The 20,864-nt window shown below is 38.4% G+C and carries 18 protein-coding genes; 11 read left to right on the top strand and 7 right to left on the bottom strand.

Features of this window, described 5'->3' with window-relative positions; translation table 11 throughout:
* Positions 1-34 precede the first annotated feature (34 nt).
* The 3 genes from zwf to AC5KOD_RS01990 form a co-directional block, all read right to left on the bottom strand.
* The gene (gene zwf, locus AC5KOD_RS02000; RefSeq protein WP_496912875.1) at positions 35-1,558 is read right to left on the bottom strand and encodes a glucose-6-phosphate dehydrogenase; all 1,524 of its coding nucleotides are present in this window, start codon (positions 1,556-1,558) and stop codon (positions 35-37) included.
* A gap of 243 nt (positions 1,559-1,801) precedes the next feature.
* Positions 1,802-2,452 (bottom strand): metal-dependent transcriptional regulator, encoded by a 651-nt coding sequence (locus AC5KOD_RS01995; protein WP_496912874.1) that lies wholly within the window; start codon positions 2,450-2,452, stop codon positions 1,802-1,804.
* A gap of 147 nt (positions 2,453-2,599) precedes the next feature.
* Positions 2,600-3,901 (bottom strand): phosphotransferase, encoded by a 1,302-nt coding sequence (locus AC5KOD_RS01990; protein ID WP_496912873.1) that lies wholly within the window; start codon positions 3,899-3,901, stop codon positions 2,600-2,602.
* 228 nt (positions 3,902-4,129) lie between these two features.
* Here AC5KOD_RS01990 and AC5KOD_RS01985 point away from each other — a divergent pair, with 228 nt between their 5' ends.
* The 8 genes from AC5KOD_RS01985 (at position 4,130) to nagA (ending at position 12,311) form a co-directional block, all read left to right on the top strand.
* A complete protein-coding gene (locus AC5KOD_RS01985; protein ID WP_496912872.1) occupies positions 4,130-4,861 on the top strand; it encodes an acyl-[acyl-carrier-protein] thioesterase in 732 nt (243 codons plus the stop codon).
* A gap of 399 nt (positions 4,862-5,260) precedes the next feature.
* Positions 5,261-6,433 carry a betaine/proline/choline family ABC transporter ATP-binding protein gene (locus tag AC5KOD_RS01980; protein ID WP_496912871.1) on the top strand — a complete coding sequence of 391 codons (1,173 nt, stop codon included), beginning with the start codon at positions 5,261-5,263 and terminating at the stop codon, positions 6,431-6,433.
* A gap of 2 nt (positions 6,434-6,435) precedes the next feature.
* Positions 6,436-7,068, top strand: coding sequence for an ABC transporter permease (locus AC5KOD_RS01975; RefSeq protein WP_496912870.1), 633 nt, complete (start codon positions 6,436-6,438; stop codon positions 7,066-7,068).
* Between the two features lies 1 nt (position 7,069).
* On the top strand, positions 7,070-8,008 hold the full coding sequence (locus AC5KOD_RS01970) for an osmoprotectant ABC transporter substrate-binding protein (RefSeq protein ID WP_496912869.1): 939 nt from the start codon (positions 7,070-7,072) through the stop codon (positions 8,006-8,008).
* Positions 8,008-8,676, top strand: a complete 669-nt coding sequence (locus AC5KOD_RS01965) for an ABC transporter permease (RefSeq protein WP_496912868.1) — start codon at positions 8,008-8,010, stop codon at positions 8,674-8,676. Before AC5KOD_RS01970 ends, AC5KOD_RS01965 begins: the two co-directional genes overlap by 1 nt.
* Positions 8,677-8,816: 140 nt before the next feature.
* Positions 8,817-10,034, top strand: a complete 1,218-nt coding sequence (locus AC5KOD_RS01960; protein ID WP_496912867.1) for a pyridoxal phosphate-dependent aminotransferase — start codon at positions 8,817-8,819, stop codon at positions 10,032-10,034.
* 182 nt (positions 10,035-10,216) lie between these two features.
* The gene (locus AC5KOD_RS01955; RefSeq protein ID WP_496912866.1) at positions 10,217-11,056 is read left to right on the top strand and encodes a helix-turn-helix domain-containing protein; all 840 of its coding nucleotides are present in this window, start codon (positions 10,217-10,219) and stop codon (positions 11,054-11,056) included.
* Positions 11,057-11,165: 109 nt separating this feature from the next.
* On the top strand, positions 11,166-12,311 hold the full coding sequence (gene nagA, locus AC5KOD_RS01950) for an N-acetylglucosamine-6-phosphate deacetylase (protein ID WP_496912865.1): 1,146 nt from the start codon (positions 11,166-11,168) through the stop codon (positions 12,309-12,311).
* Between the two features lie 116 nt (positions 12,312-12,427).
* On the opposite strand, the gene AC5KOD_RS01945 is transcribed toward nagA, so the two are convergent.
* On the bottom strand, positions 12,428-12,784 hold the full coding sequence (locus AC5KOD_RS01945; RefSeq protein WP_496912864.1) for a rhodanese-like domain-containing protein: 357 nt from the start codon (positions 12,782-12,784) through the stop codon (positions 12,428-12,430).
* Complete coding sequence (locus AC5KOD_RS01940; protein ID WP_496912863.1) at positions 12,781-13,203, bottom strand: MarR family winged helix-turn-helix transcriptional regulator; 423 nt, start codon at positions 13,201-13,203, stop codon at positions 12,781-12,783. The genes AC5KOD_RS01945 and AC5KOD_RS01940 overlap by 4 nt, the downstream gene beginning before the upstream one ends.
* Positions 13,204-13,372: 169 nt before the next feature.
* Here AC5KOD_RS01940 and AC5KOD_RS01935 point away from each other — a divergent pair, with 169 nt between their 5' ends.
* Positions 13,373-15,031 carry a peptide ABC transporter substrate-binding protein gene (locus AC5KOD_RS01935; protein WP_496912862.1) on the top strand — a complete coding sequence of 553 codons (1,659 nt, stop codon included), beginning with the start codon at positions 13,373-13,375 and terminating at the stop codon, positions 15,029-15,031.
* A 49-nt stretch (positions 15,032-15,080) separates the two neighbouring features.
* Here the strand turns inward: AC5KOD_RS01935 and AC5KOD_RS01930 are convergent, their stop codons facing one another.
* Positions 15,081-15,566 (bottom strand): hypothetical protein, encoded by a 486-nt coding sequence (locus AC5KOD_RS01930; RefSeq protein ID WP_496912861.1) that lies wholly within the window; start codon positions 15,564-15,566, stop codon positions 15,081-15,083.
* Between the two features lie 12 nt (positions 15,567-15,578).
* A complete protein-coding gene (locus AC5KOD_RS01925) occupies positions 15,579-16,262 on the bottom strand; it encodes a DNA/RNA non-specific endonuclease (RefSeq protein ID WP_496912860.1) in 684 nt (227 codons plus the stop codon).
* A gap of 374 nt (positions 16,263-16,636) precedes the next feature.
* On the opposite strand from AC5KOD_RS01925, the gene AC5KOD_RS01920 reads away from it, so the two are divergent.
* Together AC5KOD_RS01920 and AC5KOD_RS01915 are read left to right on the top strand one after the other, a co-directional pair.
* Positions 16,637-17,296, top strand: a complete 660-nt coding sequence (locus AC5KOD_RS01920; protein WP_496912940.1) for an ABC transporter ATP-binding protein — start codon at positions 16,637-16,639, stop codon at positions 17,294-17,296.
* Between the two features lie 10 nt (positions 17,297-17,306).
* Complete coding sequence (locus AC5KOD_RS01915) at positions 17,307-20,729, top strand: FtsX-like permease family protein (protein ID WP_496912859.1); 3,423 nt, start codon at positions 17,307-17,309, stop codon at positions 20,727-20,729.
* Positions 20,730-20,864: the final 135 nt, after the last annotated feature.

The raw sequence follows: 20,864 nt of genomic DNA, 5'->3' as shown, positions 1-20,864 counted from the left end.
TTGCTCAGGCTGGTTTTTTTAATAGTTGTAGTGATTAGTTAAATTTTCCGTGTTCGCGGTACCACTCATCAGGATGCCAAATCCACTCGAAGTCATCTCGGGCTAGAAGATCAAAGGCACATTGAGGGCCCATTGTCCCACTTGGGTAGTTAGGAAATTCAGGAGTTTCTTTGTCCCATGTCTGACGAATAACGTCAACAATTCGCCATGATTGAGCAACTTCATCCCAATGGGTAAAGTTAGTACCATCCCCTTGGAGACAGTCTAAAATCAATTTTTCATAAGCCTCAGGACTATTATCCAATGAATCAGCCGAGTGACGATAGTCAAGCTTGATTGGGTCAATCGTGAATCCAGAGCCAATTTCTTTGCCATTAAGTGTTAATTGGAAGCCTTCAGTTGGTTGGATGTAAATAGTTAAGATATTTCGTGGAATATCTTGGGCATTGCAGGCAGATTCAGAAGGATCACGAAACACATTGATTGGCGTTGGTTTGAAAACGATATTGATTCGCGTCCCTTTTTCTGTTAATTGCTTCCCTGTTCTGATATAGAAGGGAACACCACGCCATCTAAAGTTATCAATGACCAGTTTCCCTGCAACAAATGTTTCCGTATGTGAGTCAGATTCAACGTTGGTTTCCTCACGGTAGCTAATAAATGACTTACCATCAAGCTCACCTGCTCCATATTGGCCGCGAACGAAATTTGTTTTTGCTTCCTCTTCAGAATACACCCGAATCGAGTTTAAGGCTTTAACTTTCTCATCACGAATGGTTCGTTCTGAAAAAATTGCAGGAGGTTCCATTGCAAGAAGTGATACGACCTGGAGAATATGATTTTGTACCATGTCTTTCAGTGCGCCACTTTTATCGTAATAACCGCCTCGTTCTTCAACTCCAAGAGATTCTGCTAAAGTGACTTGAATATTGTCGATGTATTTATTGTTCCAAAGAGACTCAAAAATATTGTTGCCGAAGCGCACAGCTGAAATATTTTGAATCATCTCTTTACCTAAGTAATGATCGATTCGAAATATTTGATCTTCAGCAAAAACTGCTCGAATTTCATTGTTTAATTTTTCGGCAGAATGGTAATCTGTTCCAAAAGGTTTTTCAATAATTAGGCGATTAAAGCCATTCTCTGTCATGATTTTTTCAGATTTTAAATGCTCAGTGATAACACCAAAAAAGTTAGGCGCCATCGCTAAGTAAAAAATACGATTGTTATCTAGATGATATGTTTCATCTAGTTCAGTCGCTAGTACTTTCAGATTATGATAATGCTCTGTATCGGTGACGTTGTGAGCTTGATAATAAAAGTGACGTGTAAAATCCGCTAATTCTTTTTCAGTAGGCTCCAATTCTGCAATGGTATCACGAACAATTTCACGATAGTACTCATGACTCCATTCTCGGCGCGCTGTCCCAATGACTGCAAATCGTTCTTTTAAGAAACCTTTTCTGTAAAGTCGGAATAAGGAAGGATAAAGTTTTCGTTTAGCTAAGTCACCCGTCCCTCCGAAAATCGTGAATAGGGCAATTTGTTCATTTGACATATATATCGACTCCTCACTTTCTGAAATAAGTTAAGTTGAAATTTTTCATAAATTGACTGAAAATTTATATAATTATTACATAAGGTATATTTTACTGGTTTAACTAAGCCAAAGCAAGGATAAACGATCTGTGGGTCAATTTATTTCGGCAAGGTATAGGTTAAAAGAAAATGAGTCGAGTAAAAGGAAGCAATCTAACATAAAAAAACTGTCAATCAGTAAGTTGATTAACAGTTTTGTCAGTTAAATATGGCTAACAAAAATATTATGAGCGGCTTTAAAGCTGACATGGAATTTTTTCCCAGCATCATCAATCAGTGTTAACGGCCCTTCATAAGCGCCGATTGTTTTAACTGTTACAACGGTGTGTATGCCTAAATCAATACTAGCTAAGTAATCGAGAAGCTCTGTTTCATCAATTACCCGTTCAATTCGGATCCGCTCATTGACGCTGACTTCACTTAATGATTGGAACTTTTGCTCTTGAATGGGTTGATTATTGCCAGGAATAATCCCTCCATGAGGGCAGACTTGTGGAAATTCTAAATATTCTTCAAGTCGATTAGCTAATTCTTCAGAAGTCACATGTTCTAATACTTCAGCTTCTACGTGAACTTCATTCCAGGCGTAATTCAAGTGATTTACCAGAAAAACTTCCCAAAGTCGATGCTTTCTGACTAACGTACTCGCATGTTGTAGCCCAGCATCAGTTAATTGAACGCCTTGATAAGGCGAGTGCTTAACAAAGCCATCTTTTTCTAGTTTTGAAATCATTTCACTCACAGAGGCAGCAGACACATTTAGTCCTGCTACGATTGATTTATTAGTTATTTTTTTATCATAGCCACCTAACTCAAATATTAGCTTTAGGTAGTCTTCTTTATTAGGAGTCATAGAACTTGGCCTCACTTTCATTTTCTATTCTATCAGATTTATCCCCTTCATCGCAATCTTAATGAGAGGGACTACTAGATGAAAACGAATCCAGTGTGAGACGGCTATATTTTGTGTGACATTGCTTTCAATAAGCAGATGTACTAATTAATTAAAGTTGAGCTGATTTTTAATGAAGTAAAGAAATTCGAGATTGTCTCTGTTGACTTTAGCGAGTGATTGCCAGTCACTTTTCTGGCTAAAATAGGCAACCGCAATAATTTGAACAGTACAAAGCATGGGAAATAAAGCGTCCTTTTCTTCTTGAATAAGTGGTGAAATTTGCTGGTAACCGTCGATCAGGCTAGCAAAAAGTGCAGGCCATTCTTGATACTGATTTTCTTGTGTTGCTTGGGAGAGAATTGCAGTCCCCATGTAACATAGATCAAATAGACGGGGACTCTTAATACTAAGATCAAAGTCGATAAAGCCTGAAACATGTCCATCAAGGAAAAGAATATTTCCCGGATTTGGGTCTCTGTGAATAAGTTGTTGAGGCAATTTTGGAAATAAGCTAGTGGCACTGGCTAAAAGTTCTTCAGCAAAATGATTAGGCAATGTCATTTGCCATTGAGTGTTAATTTTTTTCATTAGCGGTAAAGCCCAGTCGGATAAGACAGAGATGAGTTCGTAGTCATCAGTTGCTAAATCCGATTCAAGCTGGCGTAAGGCTATATGTAACTTAGCAAGTGCACGCCCTTGTTCTTCAGCAATGTAGCGAGAGTTATTTGAAAAAAGCTCTTGAAGTGTTAATGGCGTACCAGGAATTTTTTTAACCAAGATAAAGTCTCCTTCAGTCAATTGAGCAAGCTCTTTTTTTGTTCGTGTTAAATAGACTTTTTGACTCGCTAAGCCGACAGTGGCAAGGCCATGAGAGATTTTTATGTGTGTGTCGAGTTCTTGATTGTTACCTCTTTTCAAGATGAACTTGTGATTAATCTCCCAAATTTGATGCTGTTTATTTGCTGATTCTATAGGGCTGATAAGTTTAACTGGTTCGAAGTCCCAGTTAGTTGCGATAATAGCGCGTATGTCTTTTTTCGTATACATGACTTGTCCTCCTTCAAAAAAGTTTGGGCAAACCGGTTTGTCAATTGTGTGTATCTTAAGGTAATTTTTTGGACTACAACCATAGAGTTGGGTAAAGGCACGATAGAACCCTGAATAGTTTTTAAAGCCGTAAGCAAGAGCTGTCTGTTCTTTTGCCCCTCCCTGAGATATATCATAGAGAGTATGACATAATTTACGTTGGCGAATATAACTGGCTAGCGTAAATCCGGTCATTTCTTTGAATAAGCGGTAAAAATGAAAGGGAGAGTAATGGTATTTTGTCGCTAAGTCAGTTAACTTCCAATCACTTTTTAGTTGAGTTTCAATATAGTTGATGCAATCCATTATCATTCGTTCCATACTAATTACCTCCACGTGTACTACAATTATAACGAAATTAAACATAAAAAGATGTCGAAATTTGCGGTTTTTTTGTCAATTGGACGAGGCTATCAGAATAATACTACCTTAAAAGCGGAGTCCAAATAGAATGGAAATACTTCAAGGTTTCTAACGTAGTTTGCTAGCGAGTGCGAGTAAATTTATGATATAGTAAGTAAGAAGTGAAACAAAGATAGGGTGATGAAAATGGCAACTAAATTTACAGAAAAGCATGAAATTCAGTTTTATGAATGTGATGTTACAGGCAAATTAACTTTACCAATGTTATTAAATATTGTCATAAAAACATCAGAATCTCAAAGTGAAGCTTTGGGAAGAGGGTCAGATTTTGTTAATAAATTGGGCTTAGGATGGGTGATTACTCAGCACGAAATGACGATTACTCGCTTACCTAAGACGGAGGAAAAGGTCTCTGTCACTACTCAAGCTACGTCTTATAATAAGTACTTCTGTTATCGGAATTTTTGGATTCATGATGAAGAAGGGCAAGAATGTGTGGCGATTAGCTCGACATTTGTTTTGATGGATTTGAAAACTAGAAAGATGACCAGCGTACCAGCTGAGATAATTGATGTTTATGATTGTGAAAAAATCACTAAAATTTTACGAGGAACTAAAATTGACTCCTTAGAGGAAAAGCAATCGAGAGAGTATCGTGTGCGATTTTCTGATATTGATGGCAATCGGCATGTTAATAATTCCCGTTATTTGGATTGGATGGTTGATAGCTTAGATTATGAATTTTTAATAAGTCATGAGCCAACATTCGTTAATATTCGCTTTGATAAAGAGTTGGCCTATGGAAATATCGTTACAAGTTATTGGCAAGATGCCGAGCAATCGTTAGTAAGTAAACACAAAATTAAGCTAGATGAAGCATCCTGTGCGGAAGCAACTATTCAGTGGAAAAAGTGTTGATTTTAATAATAAAAGGCGTTCGCTTAAGCTATTTGTCTTAGGCGAACGCTTTTTATGACTTACAAATGACTATGATGAGTAAGCAAATATCAAAAAGAATCGTTTTTTATTAATATCTAGATAAAGCGGTTTCTTTACCTAAGTAGCAGTAGCGGAAAGCAGATTGAAAAATGCGTTAATACGCGATTTACAGGGTGTTAAATTTGAATTATGAAGAAGGATAGCCCATACTAGTATAGTAAGCAACATTTTATTTCAATACAGAAAAGTGCCGTGATGCTTGATTTAGCTTGGCCTTATTTCAAATTCTAACTTTAACAGTAAGGTCACTGTATCAAACTAATCAGTCGATTAAGTTGAACTAAGTATTCCGGTCTAGAGAGTAAGGAGTGGAAAAGTGTGATTGAATTTAAAAATGTTACAAAGGTCTTTAAGGGTGGTAAGAAGGCTGTCGATGATGTGACAATATCCTTTGAAAAAGGGGAATTTGTCTGTTTTATCGGAACCAGTGGGAGTGGTAAAACCACTACAATGAGAATGCTTAATCGGATGATTGAGCCAACTAGTGGTCAAATTTTAATTGATGGTAAAGATATTCAAAAGGAAGACCCTGTGCAGTTACGTCGGGGAATTGGTTACGTTATTCAAAATATTGGGCTGATGCCTCACATGACGATTCGTGAAAATATCGTGATGGTTCCTAAATTGCTAAAATGGCCAGAAGAGGAACGTAATCGAATAGCAGAAAAGTTTATTGATCTAGTAGAGCTCCCTCGAGAGATGCTGGATCGCTATCCGAGTCAGTTGTCTGGTGGACAGCAGCAACGAATCGGTGTAGTAAGAGCACTAGCCGCTGATCAGGATTTAATTTTAATGGATGAGCCGTTTGGTGCTCTGGACCCCATTACTCGAGAATCGCTGCAAGATTTAGTCAAGGAATTACAAGAAAAGATGGGAAAAACGATTGTATTTGTGACCCATGACATGGATGAAGCGTTAAAATTGGCCAATCGCATTTTGATTATGGATGACGGAAAAGCTATTCAGTTTGATACGCCTAATAATATTTTAAAAAATCCTGCTAATGAGTTTGTTGAGAATCTGATTGGTGAAGAGCGTTTGATGCAAGCAAGACAGGCAGAAACAACGGTAGAACAAGTGATGTTGCGCACGGCCATTTCAATTACTCCAGAAAAATCAATTTCAGAAGCGATTAAATTGATGCGTGAAAAACGGGTTGACACGTTGTTAGTTGTTGATGGAACTGGTGTCTTAAAAGGCTTTATTGATGTTGAAGATATTAATCGGACACGCCGATCTGCGACAAGTGTTGGAGATATTATTCGCAACGATGTCTTCTTTGTTCGTAAAGATTCTTATTTACGGGACACACTTCAACGGATTTTAAAACGTGGTTTGAAGTATGTGCCTGTTGTTGATGATCAAAAACGTCTAGTTGGGATTGTCACCCGTTCGTCGTTGGTAGACATTGTGTATGATGTCGTTTGGGGGGATGAGGATTTACTCGAAACAGCGATAGAGGAAACAGCTAACGGTCAGGAGGGGGCATAGACATGGATGCTTTCTTAAGAGAATACGGCCAGGAATTAGTGGTCAAAACAGGCGAACATATCACTGTTTCCGCGATTTCCTTGTTACTAGGAGTCATCGTAGCGGTGCCTTTAGGGATTTTATTGACTCGGACACCGAAGCTTTCAGGATTTGTGATAGGTCTTGCTAGTTTGCTTCAAACGATTCCATCATTAGCGTTATTGGCTCTGATGGTTCCCTTCTTCGGTGTTGGTAAGTTACCAGCGGTTGTGGCCTTGTTTATATATTCCTTGCTGCCAATCTTGCGTAACACGTTTATTGGCATGGACGGCGTTAATCCGGATTTAAAAGATGCAGCCAAAGGCATGGGGATGACTAATCTACAATCCATTGTTCAAGTTGAAATTCCGGCAGCATTACCGACAATTATGGCGGGGGTCAAGTTGTCTGCGGTGTATGTTATAGCCTGGGCGACCTTAGCAGCTTATATTGGTGGCGGTGGCTTAGGAGATCTTATTTTCAGTGGATTAAACAACTACTTGCCGGAATTGATTATTGGCGGGACAATTCCTGTCACTATTTTGGCTCTGTTAACGGATTTTATCTTTACTAAATTAGAAGATAAGCTGACTCCAATTAATGAAAGGAGTGAGTAACATGACAGTAAGAAAAAAAATAATGGCAATGTTATTGACCGTTGTTATGGCAATTTTTTTAGGGTCTTGTTCGTTACCAGGACTACCGAGTGGCAATAGTAAAGACACGATTTCCGTTGGTAGTATGTCGACTTCAGAATCACAAATTTTAGCCGGGATAGTTAAAGAGATGGTTGAACATTATACAGATGTGAAGGTAAATACGGTCAACAATCTAGGCTCATCTACAGTCATGCACCAAGCGATGCTAAATGGTGATGTCAGTATTTCAGCCTCTCGTTATACAGGAACTGATTTAAGTGGAGCACTCAAATTAGAGCCTATTAAGGACCCTAAAAAAGCGTTGAAAAAGGTACAAGAAGAGTTTAAAAGTCGCTACAATCAGAAATGGTATCCTTCTTATGGCTTTGCTAATACCTATGCTTTTATGGTGAAGAAAGAAACGGCCGAGAAATATGATCTGAAAACAATTAGCGACTTAAAAGAGGTTGCCTCTGAGTTAACTGCTGGAGTTGATACTTCTTGGCTTGACCGCAAAGGGGATGGGTATAAAGGCTTTGTCGCAGACTATGGCTTCGATTTTGGTAAAGTCTACCCGATGCAAATTGGCTTGGTTTATGACGCTGTCAATGCCGGTAAGATGGATGTGGTATTAGGGTATTCAACGGATGGCCGTATTGCAAGTTATGATTTAGTTGTTTTAGAAGATGATCGCCAATTTTTCCCACCTTACGATTGTTCAATTGTAGTCGGGGAAGAGTTACTTAAAAAAATTCCTGAGTTGGATGGGATTTTGTCCAAGTTATCTGGCAAAATTGATACAGCAACGATGCAAAAATTAAATTTTGAAGTGGATGATAATTTGCTGGAGCCAGAAATTGTTGCAAAACGATTTTTACAAGAGCATCGCTATTTTAGTGAGAAGGGAGACGCAAATTAATGAAAGACTTAAATGTATTTGAGCAATTTTTCTACTATTTTAATGAAAATGGTAGCTATGTGTTGAGTCAATTCAGCCGTCACTTTTTAATTTCGGCATATGGAGTTTTATTTGCGGCGATTGTCGGTATTCCGTTAGGGATTTTAATTTCTCGTAAGCGAAAGCTTTCCCGTTGGGTCATTAATGCAGCGAATGTGATTCAAACGGTTCCGTCATTAGCGATGCTATCGATCCTGATGTTGGGTCTTGGTTTAGGGGTAAATACAGTTATCGTAACAGTTTTTCTATATTCTTTACTCCCAATCATTTCTAATACTTACACGGGAATGATTCAGGTTGATTCCACTGTCCTAGATGTTGGGAAAGGGATGGGGATGACCCGCTTGGAGCTACTTTTTCAAGTTGAGTTGCCTTTGTCGATTTCAGTGATTATGGCGGGGATTAGAAATGCCTTGGTTGTCGCAATTGGAATTACAGCGATTGGTTCCTTTGTAGGTGCAGGTGGACTGGGGGATATTATTATCCGTGGAACGAATGCGACTGATGGAACTGCTTTGATTTTAGTTGGGGCACTGCCAACTGCTTTGATGGCTATTGCAGTTGATTGGTTACTAGGAGTGTTAGAGCGTCGCTTAGACCCTGCCTCAAAAGTAACCAAAAGAGCATAAAATAATTAGGAAAGAGAAAAACTTGAAGAAAAGTTTTTCTCTTTTTTTTCTAAAGATAACTAAAAGTAATTGCAATTTGTTAGTAGTTAGTGTAATTTTAGCTATAACCAAAAAAGGATTTTTACGGGAGGAATAGGAAGATGAGAGAATTTCAGAAATCAATGAAATTAGAAGGTGTCAGTTATGATGTACGTGGTCCTGTCCTCGAGGAAGCGGATCGCATGATTGAAGAGGGGATTAGTATTCTGAAGTTAAACACTGGTAACCCCGCTCCTTTTGGCTTCGATGCGCCTAACGAGATTGTCAGAGACTTAATAATGAATGTACGTGATTCCGAAGGTTATTCGGATTCAAAAGGAATCTTCTCAGCCCGTAAAGCGATTGAACAGTATTGCCAATTACGTGGTTTTCCAAATGTGACGATAAATGATATTTACACTGGAAATGGTGTCAGTGAGTTAATAACAATGAGTATGCAAGGGCTATTAAATAACGGAGATGAAGTTTTAATTCCAATGCCAGATTATCCTTTATGGACGGCCTCAGTCTCTTTGGCAGGTGGAACTCCTGTCCATTATATCTGTGATGAGCAGGCTGAATGGAACCCTGATTTAGAAGATATTCGCCGTAAAGTTACGCCTAGAACTAAAGCGATTGTAGTTATTAATCCGAACAATCCGACAGGTGCCCTGTATCCGCGAGAAATTTTAGAGGGGATTGCTCAAATTGCTCGTGAGAATAATCTAATTATTTATGCAGATGAAATTTATGATCGATTGGTGATGGATGGTCTAACTCATATTCCGATGGCAACTGTGGCGCCAGATTTGTTTGTAGTGAGTTTCAATGGGCTATCGAAATCTCATCGCGTTGCTGGTTTCCGCTGTGGGTGGATGGTTTTGAGTGGTGACAAACGACATGTTAAAGGTTATATAGAAGGCTTAAACATGCTGGCGTCGATGAGACTCTGTTCAAACGTGTTGTCTCAACAAATTATTCAGACTGCTCTGGGTGGCTATCAAAGTGCAGATGAATTGTTACTGCCAGGAGGTAGGATTTATGAACAACGAGAATTTGTTTGGAAGGCTTTAAATGATATTCCGGGAATTACAGCAGTTAAGCCAAAAGCTGCCTTTTATATATTCCCTAAAATAGATATTAAAAAGTTTAATATCAAAAATGATGAACAATTTGTTCTTGATTTTCTACACAAACATCACATATTAATGGTTCATGGTGGTGGCTTTAATTGGACAGAACCAGATCATTTTCGAGTGGTTTATCTACCGAAAGTGGAAGATTTAAAAGAGATGACAACAAGTATGGGGGAGTTTTTAAGCACCTATAAACAAGTCTAAATAGAGGAATCGCCTTTACTTAAGGCTATATAAAAGACTAAAAACTATTAACTGACTAGTTAGTAGTTTTTTTTGAATGTAAATTCACAGATTAAGTGCCTTTTATTTTTCGAAAATTGTTGATAAATCGAAAAAAAAGGATTAAAATGTTAATTAGCATATTGAAAAAAAGAGGTGTCCTAGTGTACGAATTTGGGTCGGTAATTAAAAAGTTGCGAAAAGAGCGACATTTTACACAGAAGATGCTTGCAGACAACATCTGTTCGCAAAGTGTGCTAAGCCGAATTGAAAATAACGAAGAAGTACCGAACGTGGTAGTCATGCAACAACTATGTAAACGCCTAGAAGTCACCATCGATCAAGTTTTAAACCAAGATACGAAAACAATTAAAAAGAATAATGATTGGTTGGATTTAATGACTTACTACTACCAAATTAAGGAGTTTAATGAGCTAAATAAACTTGTAAGCCAAGAATACATTAGTAATCAGCTATATTCAAATGAAGAACGCCAAAAGCACGGCTATTATTGTGCGATTTGCTTGTATCATTTGAATGGTAATTTAGAGGCAGTTTTGGAAATGCTGCAAAAAAGTTTAAATTATACCTATTCAAACAAAAAAAAGATCGTGACGGATATGGAAATTCTTATATTGAGTGAAGTGGGACGTGTCTATTTTGAATTAGGCCAAGGGGATCTTGGTGATTATTTCTTCAAAAAGAGCGTGGCACTGTTTTATACTCTTCCAGATGAGCGTTGTCAAGTGGGGTTGACAAAGATTTTTTATAATGCAGCTGCGGCGTGTATTGAGCTTTCTAGCTATGATATGGCAATGGAATTGATCGACCAAGGGATTTCTTGGTCACGCAAAAAAAATAGCTATTATTTTTTGGAAGAGCTATTGATGTTGAAAGGAATTATTTTAGAAGACCACAATCAGTTAGACGAGGCTATTAGGTTTGTTGAGATGGCAGAAATGCTGAAAGAAATCGCAACGAGCAAAGAGCTTTTATTTAAATAGTGGTATACACCAATCTTGACTTTTCTCTAAAAAAAGCGTAGTTTAGATAGTATAAAAGAAGTTTATAACTCTCTTTAAATAAGAGATTTATAGAGAAAGAAGGATCAAGATGACAGCGTATATCAAAGCAGACAAATTCTTTTTAAAAAGTGGGGTAGTAGGTCCCGGTTATTTGGAGATTGAAGATGGCTTATTTGGCAATGTCATAAAAGAAGTACCAGCAGATTCGACTGTGACTGATTATACAGGCAAGTGGATTGCTCCGGGCTTAGTTGACACTCATATTCATGGCTATATGAATCATGATGTTATGGATGCCGATGCTGAGGGCTTAAAGGTAATGTCAGAAGGCTTACTATCTTGTGGGGTCACTTCTTATTTACCAACGACGTTAACGTCTTCTCGCGACCTGTTAACGAAGGTTGCGAAAACGATTGGGGAGACTCAAAAAGAAGTTAAAGGAGCAAAAATTCAAGGTATCTACTTTGAAGGTCCTTTCTTTACTGAAAAATATAAAGGGGCGCAAAATCCTGGCTATTTTTCTGACCCAAGTCTAGAGGTATTTAACGAATGGCAAGAAGCATCCGGTGGGATCATTAAAAAGATTGCGTTAGCTCCTGAGCGTGAAGGTGTTACAGAGTTTGTTGAAGCAGTGACTAAACAGGGAGTTGTTGTGGCACTTGGTCACAGTGATGCAACGTTAGAGGAAGCTCAAAAAGCTGTCGAAGCTGGTGCGAGTGTTTTCGTTCATGCTTTTAATGGCATGCGGGGACTTCATCACCGTGAACCAGGGATGGTTGGTGCGACGATGACTTTACATGATGTATACGCTGAGTTAATCTGTGACGGTCATCATGTTCACAAAAATGCGATGGATGTTTTGGTTAAAACAAAAGGACATGATCATATTGCTTTAATCACAGATTGTATGATGGCAGGTGGCATGCCTGATGGCAACTACATGCTAGGCGAGTTTCCAGTTGTGGTAGCGGAAGGAACGGCTCGTTTAGAATCTGGTAATTTGGCAGGTAGTATTTTAAAATTAAAAGAAGCGTTGAAAAATGTTGTAGATTGGGGAATGGCAACACCAGAACAGGCTGTTATGATGGCGAGTTTAATCCCGGCTGTTAGCTGTAATATCGATGATACTTGTGGAATGATTGCTAAAGGCCGTGCAGCCGATTTTATTGTTTTATCTGATAAAATGGAATTAGAAGCGACATATTTAGATGGCAATTGCCGTTATGAGGCTTAGAAGTTAAAAAATTAAATTGATTAAACTAAACGAGAGAGTGAGACAAATTTGTCTTACTCTCTCATTTTATTTATGTTATTACTGACTTCTCATTTTGGAGGAAAAACCAAAGAGGGCTACAAAGGAGTTGTGTCTAAACCAAGGCTTTTCCAAGCCGCGACTCCTCCACTCAGCTCCTTCACTTGATAGCCTTCTTCAAGTAAACAGACACTGGCTTTCTTCGCCATGTTGCACCATACATCCCAACAATAGACGATAATTAATTGATCCTTTGGTAAATGAGTTAATTGATTTGGCAGCTCATTTAAAGGAATCTCATGTGCGCCTATAATTTTTTCTTTTTTCATATGAGGTGGAGCATTCCTAACATCAATCAAAAGATAGCCTTCAGGGTGTTCCTTTGCATAAGTCATGTAATCCATAGGGCTGATTGTCAAGTCAAGCTGTGCGTTTAAATAGTCTAAAGGTGTCATTTATCATTCTCCTTAATTAATTGAACCATTTTAAAAATGGCTTTTTTTTGTTCTTCGTTTAAATGGCTGATAACATGGTGTTCACTTTTTTCCAATTCTTGCCACATAGTTATGACAATTTTTTTACCGGATTCTGTAAGAATGATTAGATTTTGCCTACGATCTTCGGGATTGATTTCTCTAATGACTAATTCTTTTGATTCTAACCGATCAATTAACTGAACCATTGTCGTCCGGTCGATTGTCATTAAGTGACCAATCTCCTTTTGAGTTAAAGGGAGATTAGAATGAATCGTTGTTAGGACTCCGAAGTCTCTAGCGTCAATAGAATCAGCCATAAGCTTATTACTGAAGCGGTCATTCATTTGTTGAGAAATCTTACTGAGAGTGTATCCCCATGAGTGATTTAGATTAATCAAATCGTTCCTCCTTTCTGATAGTCAGCGTTGCTGATTAATTATAACTGTTAATTTTAAGAAAGTCAAAAGAAGATGATGAGAGCTAGATGATAAAATAATGTTAAAAAGATTGAAAGTTCCTCATTTTTAACGTATGATATTGGTTATAGTTGTTTAAAGGGGGATTTATATGTCTAAGAAAAAATTTGTTAGTTCGGTAGTTATCCTAGCGTCAGTCCTTGTTTTAGGGGCCTGTGGTGGCGGAAAAGAAAAAAGTAGTGAAAAAAAAGAAAGTAAAACGACAGAACAAGTCGTTAAGTTTGGGATACCGCAAGAGGTTGCTTCTCTTGACCCAGCTATAGCAACAGATAAAGTTAGCTTTGGTTTACTGAATCAGATTTATGAAGGCTTCTATCGTATGGATAAGGATAACCAGCCGATACCAGCAGGAGCAAAGGAATTAGCAAAAATAAGTGAGGACGGGTTGACTTATACCCTGACTCTTAGAGATGATGCGAAGTGGTCAAATGGAGAACCTGTTGTGGCAGCTGATTATGTTTATGCTTGGCAACGAGTGGCTAATCCAGAAACAGGATCGGAATACGCTTATTTATTAGAACCAGTTAAAAATGCTGGGGCGATTATTAAAGGCGATAAAAAAGTAGAGGAATTAGGAATTGAGGCGGTTAGTGATACAGAAGTAAAAATCACTTTAGAAGTACCGACTCCTTATTTTGAGTCGTTACTTGCTTTTCCAACTTTCTACCCATTAAATCAAAAATCTGTTGAGGAATTTGGCAAAGAATTTGCTAGTACTAGTGATCATGCAATCTATAATGGCGCGTTTCTATTAGACAAGTTTGATGGAGTTGGCTCTGATATTGAGTGGTCATATGTTAAAAATCCAGATTACTGGGATGCTGATAATGTAAAACTAAGCCAGGTTGATGCCCAAGTAGTAAAAGAAGCTTCAACAGCCTTGAATCTTTTTGAAGACGGTCAATTGGACGATGTTATCATTACAGGAGAGCTTGCTCAGCAGTACCGAGAAGATGATAATTATGTGACTGAGTCAGATGGTCGGACAATTTACATTGATGTTAATAAAGAAAGTAAGACACAGCCATTTGATAATGTTAATTTAAGAAAGGCCTTATCTTACGCGATTGACGGCGAAGCTATTGTTAATAATGTGCTGGGAGATGGCTCAAGGGTCTCAACAGGAATCGTCCCACGCGAACTAGCTTCTAACCCTGAAACTAAAAAAGATTTTGTAGATGATTCAGGTGTTTATAAAAAATTCGATGAAGCGAAAGCTAAAGAGCATTTTGAAAAAGCTAAAAAAGAATTAGGTGTCGATACAATTAGTTTTGATATTATGACGGATGATAATGACTCCACGAAGAAGATTGCTGAATATATGCAGGGAGCCTATAAAGACGTTTTAGGAATTAAAACAACGGTCTCTCCTGTTACGAAGCCAATTCGTTTAGAGCGGACAACAGCAGGCGATTTTGATATGGTTCTGACAGGTTGGGGTGCGGATTACAACGATCCAGGGTCATTCCTTGATTTATTTGTAACAGGAAATCCATACAACCGTGGGCGTTATGCTAACCCAGAGTATGACAAATTAATTGAAGAAGCGTCTATTAAAAATGGGAATAATCTAGAAGCTAGATGGCAAAATTATTTAGATGCTGAAAAATTATTGTTAGAAACAGATACAGGGATTATTCCGGTGTATCAAGTGGTTGAAGGTCATTTACGGAATCCTAAGATGAAGGGATATATCTCCCACACGGCAGGGGCGTCGTATGATTATAAGGATATTTATTTAGAAGATTAATTAATTAAAAAGGATCTCAGATACGTTATCGTATCCGAGATCCTTTTTATTATGAACCAAAGAAGCGAGAGAAAAATCCTTTTTTAGGTTCGTCAGGTTCATTTTTTTGTGGGAGTTCCGCCATGATTTCCTCCTCGCCGTCTTCTGGTAAGGTGGCTGTAGGCAAGATGGTCGAATTCAATTGTTGCTCCTCATACGCCACGAAGAAATCGATTAAGGGAAGTTCGTAAATTTCTATATCAGCTTTGATGAGGCTTTTAGGAATCACATAAGTGCGCTGATTATTAGCTAAAATAAAATCACCATCAATTGTCATTGCAACGACCTTTGTTTCAGTGTCAAAATAATCAGGCGTGAGAGTAATATCAGATAGAAGTGCTTCAACATTTGCATTGAAAAGTCGCACGATTCGCTCCTGATCTAATAAAAAGTAATCATCGTATTGAAAGATACGGCGGTCATCAAAGTGTTTGATGAAGGTTGAAACAGTTTTGTCTTTTAGTAAATGCTGTAAGGTAACAAAAACTTGTTGCATACGGTTTGCCTCCTATTTCAAATTTAAAATGCTAACGTTAAAGTTAATTGTACCATCTTTAGTGATGCTTTGTGCTTCCATATGAATTTCTTTTGGCATAAGGTTACTCTCATCGTAAATAGGAGTAACTCGGTAGCGTACAGTCTCCCCCTTATCAACGGCTTGGCGAATTTGATTTTCATATTTTGTCATCATCGGGCTGTTGACAGGTGTTTGGTAAATTGTCACCAAGTTTTTTGGATCATCACCACTGCCACCAAATTGGCGACCGATGAGATGGCCGCGAGAATGCCCATGTGGTTCTAAGCCAGAGATAAATCCTGGAGGACGAACATTGGCATTAGCTTTGGTGCCGGTATTAATCATGTTCTTTTTGATGAGTGCGTTAGCCTCAGTCGGGCGCTCAAGTCCATCGAGCTTGCCATAAGTGATCCAGCCTTTTGTTGAATCACTTAGCTCTTTTTGAGTAAAGGTAGCAAAACCGTGTTCAACTGGACCGGGATTGTCACCAGTCTCTGAACTGGGAGGCTGCTGTTGAGAAGATTTTTCAACTGTTTTAGGCGTTTCTATGCCAAAATAATCTTGTAAAATTTCTGGTACTTGGATACCTAAAGCCCCCATAAACAATAAGCCTAAAATAATAATAGTAGTTAATGTTGGGTTTAGCTTAGGACTATTCTTTCTTTTTTTGGCCATGTATTCTCACTTTCTGTTTCTTAGGTTATCGAAAGGAACGAACTTCGTATCTATCACTTGGTATTATACGAAACTTTACGATATAACTCAAAGAAAAATTATGAATCCGTTATAAATGTTTTTTCGCTATCCATTAACGTAAATATGTTAAAATAGTAGATGTACGTTTTAGTTAGATATTTCAAGATAAGATGGTTTTACCAGTTAGTTTTTCTTGACTATTAGGTGAAAGCAGAAGGTTAGTTGTTTTTATTGTCTGACAATAGACATGATAGTGATAGTATCATGCTGATTTTAAGAGACCAATGACGGAATAAGGAGAGTGATAGTGAGTGAGTTACGTTAATTTATCAGGTGTATTTAAACGATACAAAATGGGAGAAACAACGATTACTGCCAATAATGACATCAATTTCTCGATTGAAAAAGGGGAATTTGTGGTTATTTTAGGACCCAGTGGCGCTGGTAAGTCAACCGTATTAAATATTTTAGGTGGAATGGATACTTGCGATGAAGGGATTATTACAGTTGACGGCACTGATATTGCCCAATTCAATGACCGAAAGTTAACGACCTATCGTCGTTTAGATGTGGGCTTTGTGTTTCAGTTTTACAATTTGGTGCCCAATTTGACGGCTAAAGAAAATGTTGAGCTGGCCTCACAAATATCACCGAATGCTTTAGACGTGGATTATGTTTTAGAGCAGGTTGGTTTAGATGAACGTAAAGCTAATTTTCCAGCACAGTTGTCAGGGGGCGAGCAACAGCGGGTCGCAATCGCAAGAGCTTTAGCTAAGAATCCGAAATTATTATTATGTGATGAGCCGACGGGGGCATTGGATTATGAGACAGGGAAGCAGATTTTGAAATTGTTACAGGATAGTTGTCGTAATACTGGGACAACGGTGATTGTTATTACTCATAATTCAGCAATTGCGCCGATGGCTGATCGGGTTATTCGGATTAATGATGCACGTGTGAGAAGTATCGAGACGAATCCTAATCCTATTACTGTGGAAAAAATAGAGTGGTAGGTGTGAGAGAATGAAGAAGAAAGCACTGCGCAAATCCATTATGCGCGAAATAGTTGAGTCTAAGGCGCGGTTTCTTTCCATTTTAGGTATTATTTTGCTGGGCGTTTGTTTTTACGCTGGCATTAAAGCGACAGGACCTGTGATGAACGAGTCGGCGAATCGTTATTTTACTGATAAGCAGTTGATGGATGGGAAAATTGTCTCAACAATGGGGATTACAGAGGATGATCTTGCACTTTTAAGAAATGACCCTGATGTTGATGTCGTTCAACCAGGCTATAGTCAGGATATCAATATGGTAACGGATAATCGCGTGGTTCGCTTTTACTCCTTACCAGAGGGGAAAGAGAAATTAAATCACTATAAGGTAATCAAAGGGCGTTTGCCTGAGAAAAAGAATGAGATTGCTCTAGATGATTTGGCTGAGTTATACGGGGAGTATAAACTTGGTGATACCTTCAAGATTCAGGGGGATAAAGAAACTTTAGAACAGTTTAATCAGACTGAGTATAAAGTGGTTGGATTTGTTAATTCACCAATGTTCATTGAAAATATGACACGTGGTAATACTAAAGTCGGTAAAGGATCAATCGATTACTTTGCTGTGATACCAGAAGAAAGTTTTGAGATGGAGACATATACAGAGGTGTACTATACCTTCAAAACGACTGCTGGGTTAGCGGCTTATTCTGGTGCTTACGATAAAGCGTTAGCTGCCAGTAAAAAGACGGTTAAGAAAAATTTTAAAGCTCGACCAGCAGAACGGTTGGCAGAAATAAAAGAAGAAGCGAAAGAACCAATTAATAAAGCCAAAAAAGAGCTGGCTGATGGTCAAAAGAAGCTTGATGATGCTCAGGCCAAGCTAGATCAGGGACGGGCCGATTTGACTCAAGGTCAGACAGAGCTGGCGGATGCCGAAGCTACTTATAATCAAGAAATTGCCAATGGTGAAGCAACCTTGGCAGCCAGCGCTCAAGAATTGACAAATGGACAGGCTGAGCTAGCAACTCAAGAACAAACTTTAGCACAAGCAGAGCAAACTTTAGGGGCTTCTAAAGCCCAGTTAGATCAAGCTGAACAACAATTACGTGCTCAAGGGATTGATCCCTGGACAGATGTTTCGACGCTTCAAGGGCAAATATCTAACTTGCAGCAGTTTTCAGCTTACCTTTCGGGAATTGCTAATGAGATGGTTGCTACAGCTAATGGTACGCCTGATGGTGAGGTTATTCCAGATGAGAAACTAGCAGGCTGGCGTAACGGCTTATTCAATTCATTTGTTGATTTAAGCCAGGCACAGTTGGCTATCATGGCAGTCTCAGGAGTCCCAATGAGTCCTGAAACACGTCCCATGATTTTAGGAATTGCTCCACAATTAACAGAAGCAGCTCAAGGCATTGCAAATCAAACAGGCCCAATGGAACAGTTAATTAATGGGCTGTTGCCTTTTCAGCAGGGGGCCGCAGATTATCAAGAGGGGCAGGCTCAATACAATTCTGGAGTGGCGCAAATTGAAGCGGCTCGAGCTCAACTTGCAGAGGGACAAACGAGTTTAAATCAAGGCTACGCTCAACTTGAACAGGCTAAAACTGATGGACAAGCTAAGTTGGCAGAAGGGCGACAAAAATTAGTTGATGCCGAAGCGACGATCAAAGAAGGAGAAGCAACCTTAAAAACGGAGTCGGCTAAAGTGGCAGATGGTAAAAAAGAGTTAGCAGAAAAGGAACAAGAAGTAGCTGATTTAAAAGAACCTGATTATTTTTATTTTGAACGGGAAGATAATCCTGGCTATTCAGAGTATCATGAGAATTCTAAGAGAATCTCGTCAATTGCGACAGTTTTTCCAGTCTTTTTCTTTATGATTGCGGCTCTAGTAAGTCTAACAACCATGACACGGATGGTCGATGAAAAACGTGGTGAGATTGGCGCGTTGAAAGCACTAGGATATACCAACTGGGAAATCTCTCAAAAGTATATCGTCTATGCAACGGCGGCAAGTTTAGTCGGAAGCATTCTAGGCTTAATTATTGGCTTTAATGTTTTTCCGCGGGTGATTATAGATGCCTATGGCTCGCTTTATAATTTACCTTCAGCAGGCACTATTTATTATGCAAGTTATTCGATTCAATCAATTGTTGTGGCACTATTGTGTACCTTAATTTCTTCAATGGTTGTTCTACGCTATGATCTATTTAGCACACCGGCAATCTTGATGCGCCCGAAAGCACCAAAAGCAGGGCAACGAATTTTCTTAGAACGATTGACTTTCATTTGGAAACGACTAAGCTTTAATCATAAAGTAACGGCTAGAAATCTTTTCCGTTATAAACAGCGGATGTTCATGACAGTTTTTGGGATCGCAGGTTGTATGGCTTTAATCATTACTGGTTTTGGAGTCAGAGATTCGATTTCTGATGTGGTTTCAATTCAGTTTAGTAAGCTGTGGCACTATCAAGCGATTGTGACGTATAATGATGATGCCACTAAAGAAGAAACAGCTGCTTATGATGAGGACGTAAAAAAAGTCTCAGATCTGGATAAACGATTGGTTTTATCTCAGCAGTCAATGCGTGTTATGGAAAAAGGTAAAACGACTCAAACTGTCACATTAGATGTACCAAAAGAAACCAAAGACTTAGCTGATTTTGTTTTATTTAATAATAGAAAATCAGGTGAAGTTTCTACGCTGACCGATGAAGGGGCAATTATCAATGAGAAGCTAGCGAAAATGTTTAAGCTAAATGTTGGCGATACGTTTGAACTGACAGATAGTGATAATCAAGCCTATCCAGTGAAAATTGCCAATATTGTTGAGAATTATGCGATGCACTTCGTCTATATGACACCAAACTATTATGAGGAAGTCTTCAACAATGCTCCCGATTATAATTCAGAGTTATTACTATTCAATCAAAAACCGACTGAAAAAGAAGAGGATAAAATTTCTGCTGGTTTGTTGGAGAACGAAAAGGTAGTCAATGTCAGTTTCCTAAGTCAAACAAGCAAAGCGATGGATGATACGATTGATAGCTTAACGATTGTGGTCTGGGTGTTGATTATTTCAGCAGGAACGCTTGCGTTCATTGTTTTATACAATTTAACCAATATTAATGTTTCTGAACGAATTCGTGAGCTATCAACAATTAAGGTATTGGGTTTTTATAATAATGAGGTGACAATGTACGTTTACCGAGAAAATAATATCTTGACAGCATTAGGGATTTTTATCGGGTGTTTTGCAGGGAAACTACTTCATGGTTTCGTCTTAGAAACAGCAGAAGTTGATATGCTGATGTTTTCACCGACAATTCATGGCATGAGTTACCTTTACTCAGCACTGTTAACGCTACTATTCTCACTAATTGTCATGTGGGTCATGCACCGCAAATTACGTAGTGTTGACATGATTGAGGCGTTAAAATCAACTGAATAATCTAATAAGAATTAAAGGGGGAAATCATTGACGATGATTTTCCTCTTTATTTGTCTTATAGGGTTATAGTCTCTCATGATTTTGTTCACTTTTATTAAGAGGTAGAAGTTCGGTTTTTAGAATTAAGCAGAGTAG

This window comes from Vagococcus sp. WN80Y (assembly GCF_059621045.1).
This window is presented reverse-complemented; position numbering and strand designations above follow the sequence as displayed.

Coding starts and splice junctions, on each gene's coding strand:
- zwf (WP_496912875.1), bottom strand. CDS start 1,558: ATGTCAAATGAACAAATTGCCCTATTCACGATTTTCGGAGGGACGGGT.
- AC5KOD_RS01995 (WP_496912874.1), bottom strand. CDS start 2,452: ATGACTCCTAATAAAGAAGACTACCTAAAGCTAATATTTGAGTTAGGT.
- AC5KOD_RS01990 (WP_496912873.1), bottom strand. CDS start 3,901: ATGGAACGAATGATAATGGATTGCATCAACTATATTGAAACTCAACTA.
- AC5KOD_RS01985 (WP_496912872.1), top strand. CDS start 4,130: ATGGCAACTAAATTTACAGAAAAGCATGAAATTCAGTTTTATGAATGT.
- AC5KOD_RS01975 (WP_496912870.1), top strand. CDS start 6,436: ATGGATGCTTTCTTAAGAGAATACGGCCAGGAATTAGTGGTCAAAACA.
- AC5KOD_RS01970 (WP_496912869.1), top strand. CDS start 7,070: ATGACAGTAAGAAAAAAAATAATGGCAATGTTATTGACCGTTGTTATG.
- AC5KOD_RS01965 (WP_496912868.1), top strand. CDS start 8,008: ATGAAAGACTTAAATGTATTTGAGCAATTTTTCTACTATTTTAATGAA.
- AC5KOD_RS01960 (WP_496912867.1), top strand. CDS start 8,817: ATGAGAGAATTTCAGAAATCAATGAAATTAGAAGGTGTCAGTTATGAT.
- nagA (WP_496912865.1), top strand. CDS start 11,166: ATGACAGCGTATATCAAAGCAGACAAATTCTTTTTAAAAAGTGGGGTA.
- AC5KOD_RS01945 (WP_496912864.1), bottom strand. CDS start 12,784: ATGACACCTTTAGACTATTTAAACGCACAGCTTGACTTGACAATCAGC.
- AC5KOD_RS01935 (WP_496912862.1), top strand. CDS start 13,373: ATGTCTAAGAAAAAATTTGTTAGTTCGGTAGTTATCCTAGCGTCAGTC.
- AC5KOD_RS01930 (WP_496912861.1), bottom strand. CDS start 15,566: ATGCAACAAGTTTTTGTTACCTTACAGCATTTACTAAAAGACAAAACT.
- AC5KOD_RS01925 (WP_496912860.1), bottom strand. CDS start 16,262: ATGGCCAAAAAAAGAAAGAATAGTCCTAAGCTAAACCCAACATTAACT.
- AC5KOD_RS01920 (WP_496912940.1), top strand. CDS start 16,637: ATGGGAGAAACAACGATTACTGCCAATAATGACATCAATTTCTCGATT.
- AC5KOD_RS01915 (WP_496912859.1), top strand. CDS start 17,307: ATGAAGAAGAAAGCACTGCGCAAATCCATTATGCGCGAAATAGTTGAG.